This window comes from Endozoicomonas sp. YOMI1 (assembly GCF_024606345.1).
Taxonomy (GTDB): domain Bacteria; phylum Pseudomonadota; class Gammaproteobacteria; order Pseudomonadales; family Endozoicomonadaceae; genus Endozoicomonas.
Map to the genome: position 1 here is coordinate 1 of NZ_JAHHPM010000497.1, position 8,899 is coordinate 8,899.

The following is an 8,899-nucleotide window of genomic DNA, read 5'->3' on the forward strand; positions in this document are numbered from 1 at the left end:
TATGCAAGGCACAACGCAGGGAGCATAGCCGTAGCTATGTGACCGGAGTTGTAACACCGCAGAGTGACTGACAACTTAGTCAGAAAATATGATTTCATTTGGTTAACTACTTAAAGCCTAAAGAAAGGATACAGATAAAGTGCTGCAGATTTATAACAGCCTGACCCGTAAGAAAGAGCCGTTTACCCCGCTGGATGGCAATCACGTGCGCATGTATGTCTGTGGTATGACGGTCTACGACTACTGTCATATTGGTCATGCCCGTACGGTAACGGCTTTCGATATGGTGGCTCGTTATCTCCGCGCCCGTGGTTACGATCTGACCTATGTTCGCAATATCACGGATGTGGATGACAAGATTATTCGCCGGGCGGCAGAACATGGTGAGGATTTTATGGCCCTGACCGATCGTATGATTGCGGCCATGCAGGAAGACTTTCAGCGATTGGGTAACCTGTCTCCAGACCATGAGCCCAGGGCGACCGAATTTGTGCCGGGTATGGTGGAGATGATCAAGCAGCTGATCGGGAAGGGGTTTGCCTACGCACCGGGTAATGGGGATGTCTATTACCGTGTTCATAAGTTTGCGGATTACGGCAAGCTTTCCGGCAAGGTTCTTGAAGAGCTGGAAGTGGGTGCCCGGATTGAGGTGGAAGAGCAAAAAGAAGACCCGCTGGATTTTGTTCTGTGGAAAGCTGCCAAGCCGGGCGAGCCCAGCTGGTTATCGCCCTGGGGTAAAGGGCGTCCGGGCTGGCATATTGAGTGCTCTGTTATGGGTAAATGCTGCCTGGGCGATACCTTTGATATTCATGGTGGCGGTTCAGATCTGAAATTCCCCCATCATGAGAATGAAATTGCCCAGAGCGAAGCGTGTAACGGTGCCCGGTTTGTGAATACCTGGATGCACTCTGGCGCTATCCGTATTGATAATGTGAAGATGTCCAAGAGTCTTGGCAACTTCTTCACCATCCGTGAAGTGCTGGATAAGTACGATGAAGAAGTGGTTCGCTACTTTATGATCTCCAGCCACTACCGCAGCCCGATCAACTATTCCGAAGATAGCCTGAAAGAAGCGGGTGTACGCCTTGAGCGTCTGTACACCGCGTTGCAAGGGCTTGATCTGGAAGGTGTGTCTGCCCCGGGAAATAATGAGTTTGAGCAGCGGTTCTTCAAGGTTATGGACGATGACTTCAATACCGCAGAAGGGCTTGCGGTATTGTTTGAGCTGGTACGTCACCTCAATACCGTTCGCAGTCAGGACGAAACTGCTGCCCTGCCACTGGCTGCGCTGCTGGTTAAGCTTGGGGGGATCCTGGGTATTCTGCAGCGGGACCCGGAAGCATTTCTGAAATCCGGTGCGGATGTTGATGAAGCCATGATTGAAAACATGATTCAGCAACGCAACAATGCCAAAAAACATCGTGATTTTGCTGAAGCAGATCGTATCCGTGATGAGCTTGCTGCCCGGGGAGTCATCCTGCAGGACAGCAGGGAAGGCACAACCTGGCGGATTGAGCGTTAAGGTCATTTTATACGGCTGGCGGCTTATTGCTGTCAGTCCTCTTTCGGAAGAAAAGAAACCTTGCTTGAACGCAGTTTTATTCTATGTATTGTTATGTCCCTCATAAAGGTTTCAGACCCTAACCCAAAAACATAGCTTTTTAATATTTCATCATCGATTGGATTTATTTGAGCTTGCAATTTAGGATACTTTTTCGACAGTTCCTCTATCGGGACATTTTTGAATTCTTCATCAGGTAGTCTGAAAAGAAAGCGCGTACTGATGCCAGTTGCTTCATCATAATGGACGGCAATACCTCCCTGATGCTGGTTAAAAAATACCAAAATGTCTGCGGTTATAGGCTGCCCGAAAAGTGATCGAATATGATTCAGTACTTTTTGGCATTCAGGCGTTATTCTTCTACTGGCTGAATCAATCAGGGCGGTAGCTTGTAAATTGATGGGAATGTCTTTTGCCGGCTTCACATTCTGAAGGTTTGGGTCATAAAAAGCCCCTAAAGCATGTTTTTGAACATACGCTGCTATTTTGCTTTGATTAAATGTCAGATTTCCTTCTACCCTCATGTTATAGATGAGTTTACTGGACAGTTCTTTAAATGCCCCAGGGAACCTGATGCGGAATTTGATGTGCAGAGGGTAGAGGTAGGCATTGCCAAGGCCAGCGGATTTATTGACTTTAACATAAGTAATATTTCCGTAGATACGTTGGCCTTGATAATGATTCAAACATTGTATGACTTCTGTGCACTGCTTGATATAGTAAGGTATCCAGTTCGAGGGCAGCTGATTTAAAACGCCCGGAGTAGGCAGTAAGGGTATCTTATAGTTTTGATTTTGCTGTAAAAATAAATGAGAAGTTGCTGCTGGCAAGGAGTTATAGGGAAGCATCCCGATATTATTATCATAGCTATGTCTGGTGGCATATAAACCGGCCATGAGCCTTTGTATTTGAGCAGCAGTTTGCAGGCGGGAGAGATGATCAACCGGGCTACTAGCGAATGCTTCAGTTAACACCTTGCTGTCTTTTGTTGTCGATGCTTCAGCCCCTTCAGATGATTCTTTATTCCTATTGGCGGATGATGTGTGTGTGGTTTGTTCAGTATCTTGTTGAGAAGAGGGAGGGTTGGATGTTTGAGAAAAACTCCCGGGGCCTTTTTTCGCATAGCCGGGATTGTGCTCAGAGGTCCTGGTGGGGGGCGGATTGCTTGTTGCTGGAGAGTCGGGTCTATGTTCTGGAGTGTGAGGTGTTGAGATATGTGCGGGTGCTGGCTTTTTATTTTGTCGCATATGCGGTTGCGCATTATTTTGTCGCATATGCGGTTGCACATTATTTTGTCGCACATGCGGTTGCGCATTATTTTGTCGCATATGCGGTTGCGCATTATTTTGTCGCACTCGCGGTTGCGCATTATTTTGTCGCACATGCGGTTGCACAGCGGCAATCCTGGCACTGTTAAGACCAGCGAAACCGGGGTTGAAATGACAAGTGAACATCTGCCCCTGTTGATCTAAAAAGTATGAGGCTTGAAGTAGCTGAGCCAACTGAGCGATGTGACTTATATCCCGTCCCTGCCAATTGGGCATTCCTGCCGAGGGAGGCTGTCGTTGAGGCGAAGTCAGTTGAACTGGCACTCTTGCACCGTGTTGAGGATATACTTGTGCAGTGGAAGTTGGTGTGTATGGATTGTTGTTCATTGTGAGTCACTTTGCCTGATTACATTTGTTAAATAGCTGGATAAGAAACATGGTGTCTTATCAGCTTGAGGCTATTGTTTGTTGAATCCTGTTGATAAACCATTTTTTCAGGGTGTTAAACGATTCTTTTTTGTGATGAGTTTTCCTTTTCCTTAAATCTGCGTTTTTAAAAAATCATATTGTTTGAATTAAAAAATATATTACATGATAGGTTATCAGATGTTATTTTTGAGATATTTTCAGGTTGAAAAGCCAAATATTTTTTTGATAGTTAATCATCTGATACAAAAGTAATAGTGTGAGAAAATATCTGTATACTTCCCTTTCTGCGATTGCCTTGATCCAGAAAGCTTCCTACACCCAGCGATACAATATAATCCGATAACTCAGTGTCACTCATGGAATGTTCTATGGTAGCTTCCAGGTGGCTAAACTGCTCCCTGAGTGAGGATACTGGAATTGAAAAATACACAGAAGGTGTCCTGAACATAAAATAGGTGATATACCCTGATGTCGGATCTTTATGACAAGCTATTCCTCCAACTTGCTTAGAGTCAAAGAATATTATTCTGGCATTGACTCTTTTCTCATTCAGAGATTTCAGATGATCAATGATTTTATGTATTTCCTCCTCTGCATCCAATGGTTCAGTGGTGTCGTGCGAGATTCTCGGCTGAGTAGATGAAGATAACTCCACTTGATCACATTTCAGGAAAATAGGGATTCTGCCGACGGACTCTCTTTGCAGGTCTAAAGTATAAAAGCAGCCTAGAGGTTGTCTGAATAAGTATTGAGCCAAGGCTTGCCTTGATGAAAAGCATAGCTTTCCCTGTACGGGTAACGAGATCAGATTGCTGGTAGTTATTGGTGACGGAAAGTGCAGACCAACCTTCAGATTAAGACTTTCAAGTTGAATATTGCCAGTACCCCTGTGATTGTTTGCAATACCTATAACCGTTGCAGTGAAGATTCTTCCGCCGTTACTGGTAACGAGTTCCATAATTTTCAGGACTTCTGATCCTTTTGCTGGTGTTATTCCAGTTGGATCCTGGGGCAAACATTGAATTGCAGTTTCTGGAACGGCTTGATGGGGGCTGCTGTATGGGTTCAGGTTGGTTTGCATGGGGCTAAAGGCGGGGAAAGCAGGACAAAGAGCTGGTCGACTGAAGTAAAACCCTGACTCTTGCGTGGGGAAGAAGACAGGAATTTTTCGTTGTGTTGGCACAACAGTAATGGGGTAAGTGTTATTTTGCGCAGGTACCATTGATAGTGCTGTTTCATCTGGTAGTGATACCGGGTAATAAACTGCCTGAGGAGCTGGGGTAGACACCTGTGTATCCTGTGTATAATAAACTTGTTGTTCCGTTGGTTGGCCTGACAGGGCAACTTCTCTGTGCAGCCATGTTGTTGCTGGCTTAACCAGCAACGGATAATTTTCTGTTGGTTGTACGATGATGGTGTTGGTAGCTGTACCAGGTTGAAGCGTAGTAACATGCATCTTTGAAAGTTGCTCTCTTAGAATAAGTGGATTACAGAATCTTATGTTTAAAATGCATAGTGCATTCACAAGGGAAAGCTTTTTCTGAATAAATTATCAAGTAGATGACCAAATGAAATCTCACTGGATGATTGTTCTCAATTGCTGATTTTTTCAAACTTTAGTTGTTAAATAGAGTCTGTCAAATAACCAGGTTTCTGACTGCTGGTTTGTTTGGTAAAGCGTTGCGGGTCGGTTGCTCCCATAGCGCTTTTTGCCGGTATCCTCAAGAAGATTGTAATTAAGGAATCGGTTGCGGATTGAGCGCATGGGTGGCGCTTTGTCGAGAATAACAGAAAAGACATTCTGGATATCGGATAATGTGAATTCTGCGGGAAGTAAATAAACAGGCAGCGCACTGATTGTATTTTGTTTTTCAGTCTGTCCAGTTCATGGGGTCCACTATAGCGGTGCCCGGGACCAAAGGTTTTGAGCTGGTGAGTGGGCTTCCCGACGTGACAGATTATGATTATTTTGTCTGGAAGGGAGTTGAGGCGGATATTCACCCTTATGGTGCCTGTTTTCATGACCTGGTAGAGAGGCTGAGTACAGGTGTTATCGAATTTTTAACCAATAAAGGCATTGCCACCGTATTAGTTGGTGGGTTGGCGCTTGGTTTCTGTGTAAAAACCACGGCCTTGCAACTGCAACGGGCAGGCTTTCAGGTGTATGTCAACCGTGCCGCTACCCGTGGCCTGGCTGAATCATCAGTAGCTGATGCTATTGTCGAACTGAATGCCGCCGGAGTTATTTTGGTAGAGAGTGCCAGCGACCTGATCATTGCTGATACTGTCAGTGATGCCAGCGCTATCTGAAGGAAATGAAGTATGGATAGCCCGATTATACCAACCCTTCTCGACACCGACCTGTATAAATACACCATGCAGCAGTCCATGGTGCACCGCTATCCGGATGCCCGGGCTCGCATGGAGTTTCATTGCCGGACTGACCAGTTGTTAGCCTTATCGAAAAAGCAACTGAAAAGGCAGTGTGAATTTCTGGGTGAGCTGCGCCTGAGCCTGGAAGAGCTTGAGTGGCTGTCTACTCTGCCATTCATTGCGGATGATTTCATCGAGTATCTTGAGGGTTTCCGGCTTGACCCACATGCCGTTACCATTGAACAGACCAATGGTCGCCTGTCGTTGGTGATTGAGGGGCTGTGGAGTGAAATTACGCACTTTGAAATTTTCCTGCTGGCGGTTATCAGTGAGCTTCATGGTCACAGTTTTTATGGTCAGGGGAGTCAGGATGATGTAATTGCTCAAGGCCAGCATCGCCTTGATAAGAAGCTGAATCAGCTTCCAGACGATTGTGGTATTGCCTTGGTCGATTTTGGCACACGCCGTCGGTTTTCAAGGGGCTGGCATTACCATGTCGTGGAAAGCCTGAAGCACCGGTTGCCAAATAACTTTATGGGTACCAGCAACCTGAACCTGGCAAGAACGCTTGGGTTGAAACCGGTAGGCACCATGGCCCATGAGTGGCTGCAGTCCCATCAGGTTTTGGGCCAGAGCCTGCGGACCAGCCAGAAAGATGCATTAAAGGTATGGCTGGATGAATATCAAGGGCAGCTCGGCATAGCTCTTACTGACACCATCAGCATGGCAGCGTTTCTTAAGGACTTTGATGTTGAGCTGGCCAGGACCTACCAGGGAATGCGTCATGATTCCGGTGACCCTTTTGTCTGGGGGGAATTGGCGCTTGATCATTATCACCGGCTGGGTATTGATCCACGCAGCAAAAGTCTGGTGTTCAGTGATAAGCTGAACTTTGATAAAGCGTTGGCTATTTACCAATGGTTCGCTGGCAAAATTAATGTCAGTTTTGGTATTGGTACCTATCTCACCAACGATATGGGCTTTAATGCGCCCAATATTGTTCTGAAATTAACGGAGCTGAATGGGGCGCCCGTTGCCAAACTCTCAGACAGTCCGGGTAAGACACTGTGCCGTGATAAGGACTATATTGAGCAGTTAAAGAAAACGTTTGGCTATCAACTCAGTGCCGCCTGATGCCCGGTTAGCCGGGTTTGATTTTTCTTTTCTATCTCTGCATTTATTCCCACCGGGGGTAGTAATCTCTGCAATGATTATTCAGAATTTGACTTGAAAAAGCTGGGGGTTGGCCTGTTTTATCAGCTCAACCAACCTTTTGTTAAGGTGTCCTTTCATTTTTCCCCACACCAGGATTTCCTCACTTCCCGGATGCGTGTTTACCACCTCATCCCTTGCAATACTGAAAATTGTTGATATTTTTTGGCTCAATTCCTTTCGATTATTCAGTGCGCCCTGTTCTTTAATCAGGGTCCTCTTCTCAATAATGTTAAACAACTTGTCAGCCAACTTCTTTTTCACTTGATCGTCAACTTTCCCACCGGCAGAAGATGCCCCGGCTTCTCCTGCAACCCAGTCTGCCAGGAGTTTATAACAAAAGCGTCGCCTGATATCTGTCCCTTCAACAAAGCAGGGTAGCGGCTCATTGTTTCTTTTCTTTTCCTGAATGGCATTGCTGGCTTCCGTATCCCTGAAAGTGGGCACATACAATAATTCACGCTCGGGCTGAATCACTACCCCTTCAATATCCGTGGTCAGTTCTGAAGGCATGATATCGATGTTATTCACTTTACTGGCAAGCATCGCAGCGGATGTTCCGGGAACCTGATTAACCTTGAAATTACAGAGTTCTCTGAATGTTCCTTCTGCCAACACATTGACCTTTTGCAGGTTCGGAGGACGAATTTCCTCATCCCATAACTGACTAAAGCGATCGAAAGGGATTTGTTCTCCCTCTACATCCAAGGCAAATGCAATCAAGTGATGGCTCAAACCGTAATTCTGTCTGTTTTGAATATTAAAACCCACCATTTCACAGCGGAGGAAGACAGTATTGACGTTATTTTTGTTCATCCAGTGATTAATAGCAGAAATATCTTCAGTGTATTTTTTTTCTATAAGCCCTGGCAAAGGATCACTTTTGTTCTGTACCTTGGTCAGTCTTTTGTATAAACAAACGTTGCCATTTCTGTCGATTTTAATGGTGGTGTTAATACCATCGTGCTTTTCTGTTGCTACACATTTAAGCGTATCCACATCCACTTTATTGATTGATCGCAATTCAGACATGAACTTGTTGTGTTTTTCCTGATCCGTTCTGGAACCGATTATCGAGTTAAAATATATAAAACCAAGCTGGCTTCCTTCAGCCTCATAATTTACAGTTACTCCATAATCACCAAGACATTTGTTCTCATATGCTGTCGCGCATGCCCCTTCATTGATATTTGCGTGATTTCCGGGCTTTACCACTTGTACTTTGCAGCCATCAAACTCCGCTGAGCATTCATTCGATAACCGGTTTTGCGGTGTTGTTGTGGTTACTACTGTTGTCGCTGTAGTTGGTGAAATTGTTGATGGTGATAACATTATTATTCAATACCTGTTAAACAATGGCTGTTAGAAACAAACAAGTGTTTCAGGAAAATATAGGCCTTTCAATCGATACGGGTTGAACTTTTTTCTGGAAAGTCTGAATTTGAAATTGTTTTTCAGTAAGGGCGTTTCATTTGATCTGACCCTGCAACAATAACTGATATCCCATGATCAACAGGAATTGAATAATGCAGTCTACACAATAGCCCAATGTGCCGTCCTGCCACTTGAAAGACTACTTTATGAACGAAGAGCTGATAAGTACCTCATGTTCTTGCGGCCAAATTGGTTCACTTTTATGCTATGTGGTAACGAAGCATCCTAATGCTCTTCCTATCGGTTTTTTCCATTTTGAGCTGCTTCAGCCATTGGTCTACTCCTGATGCCACCAATCCACCATTTTCAAATCATCTGGGGCGGGATTCATGGGCAACAGGTGTTCAACGCTGGCACCGTGAAAACGGTTCTTGAGTCATGATGGAAGGGAGGAGATTACTGGCTGTTTGTTCTCTTCCTTTTTCTACTTTTTGGTTTGCCTGTTTGCCCTTCTATTCTAAATGTTCTTCGGCGGTTAAGTAACAGTGTTCTGAGGGTTGCCATCCTTGATCGCCAGTAATGTATGCCTCATCTGCCCACCCTCTTTTAAGGGATACAGAGCCATGTCCCTGTGGCGGGATGCCTACCCTGGTCTTTATTTGATCAATACATAGCTTCATTG

At 45.1% G+C, this 8,899-nt stretch carries 7 protein-coding genes; 3 read left to right on the forward strand and 4 right to left on the reverse strand.

Features of this window, described 5'->3' with window-relative positions; all coding sequences use genetic code 11:
• Window positions 1-142: 142 nt before the first annotated feature.
• Window positions 143-1,522: a cysteine--tRNA ligase gene (gene cysS, locus KDK15_RS17650; protein ID WP_257296713.1), complete on the forward strand. Its 1,380-nt coding sequence runs from the start codon at window positions 143-145 to the stop codon at window positions 1,520-1,522.
• 32 nt (window positions 1,523-1,554) lie between these two features.
• Here the strand turns inward: cysS and KDK15_RS17655 are convergent, their stop codons facing one another.
• The 3 genes from KDK15_RS17655 to KDK15_RS21600 form a co-directional block, all read right to left on the reverse strand.
• Window positions 1,555-3,216 (reverse strand): hypothetical protein, encoded by a 1,662-nt coding sequence (locus tag KDK15_RS17655; protein WP_257296708.1) that lies wholly within the window; start codon window positions 3,214-3,216, stop codon window positions 1,555-1,557.
• A gap of 271 nt (window positions 3,217-3,487) precedes the next feature.
• On the reverse strand, window positions 3,488-4,714 hold the full coding sequence (locus KDK15_RS17660) for a hypothetical protein (RefSeq protein ID WP_257296709.1): 1,227 nt from the start codon (window positions 4,712-4,714) through the stop codon (window positions 3,488-3,490).
• 153 nt (window positions 4,715-4,867) lie between these two features.
• Window positions 4,868-5,116: a hypothetical protein gene (locus tag KDK15_RS21600; protein WP_373691401.1), complete on the reverse strand. Its 249-nt coding sequence runs from the start codon at window positions 5,114-5,116 to the stop codon at window positions 4,868-4,870.
• Window positions 5,117-5,145: 29 nt separating this feature from the next.
• On the opposite strand from KDK15_RS21600, the gene KDK15_RS17665 reads away from it, so the two are divergent.
• Window positions 5,146-5,568 carry an isochorismatase family protein gene (locus KDK15_RS17665; protein WP_257296710.1) on the forward strand — a complete coding sequence of 141 codons (423 nt, stop codon included), beginning with the start codon at window positions 5,146-5,148 and terminating at the stop codon, window positions 5,566-5,568.
• A 12-nt stretch (window positions 5,569-5,580) separates the two neighbouring features.
• Window positions 5,581-6,765, forward strand: a complete 1,185-nt coding sequence (pncB, locus tag KDK15_RS17670; protein WP_257296711.1) for a nicotinate phosphoribosyltransferase — start codon at window positions 5,581-5,583, stop codon at window positions 6,763-6,765.
• 81 nt (window positions 6,766-6,846) lie between these two features.
• On the opposite strand, the gene KDK15_RS17675 is transcribed toward pncB, so the two are convergent.
• The gene (locus KDK15_RS17675) at window positions 6,847-8,175 is read right to left on the reverse strand and encodes an RNA ligase family protein (RefSeq protein WP_257296712.1); all 1,329 of its coding nucleotides are present in this window, start codon (window positions 8,173-8,175) and stop codon (window positions 6,847-6,849) included.
• Between the last annotated feature and the right edge of the window lie 724 nt (window positions 8,176-8,899).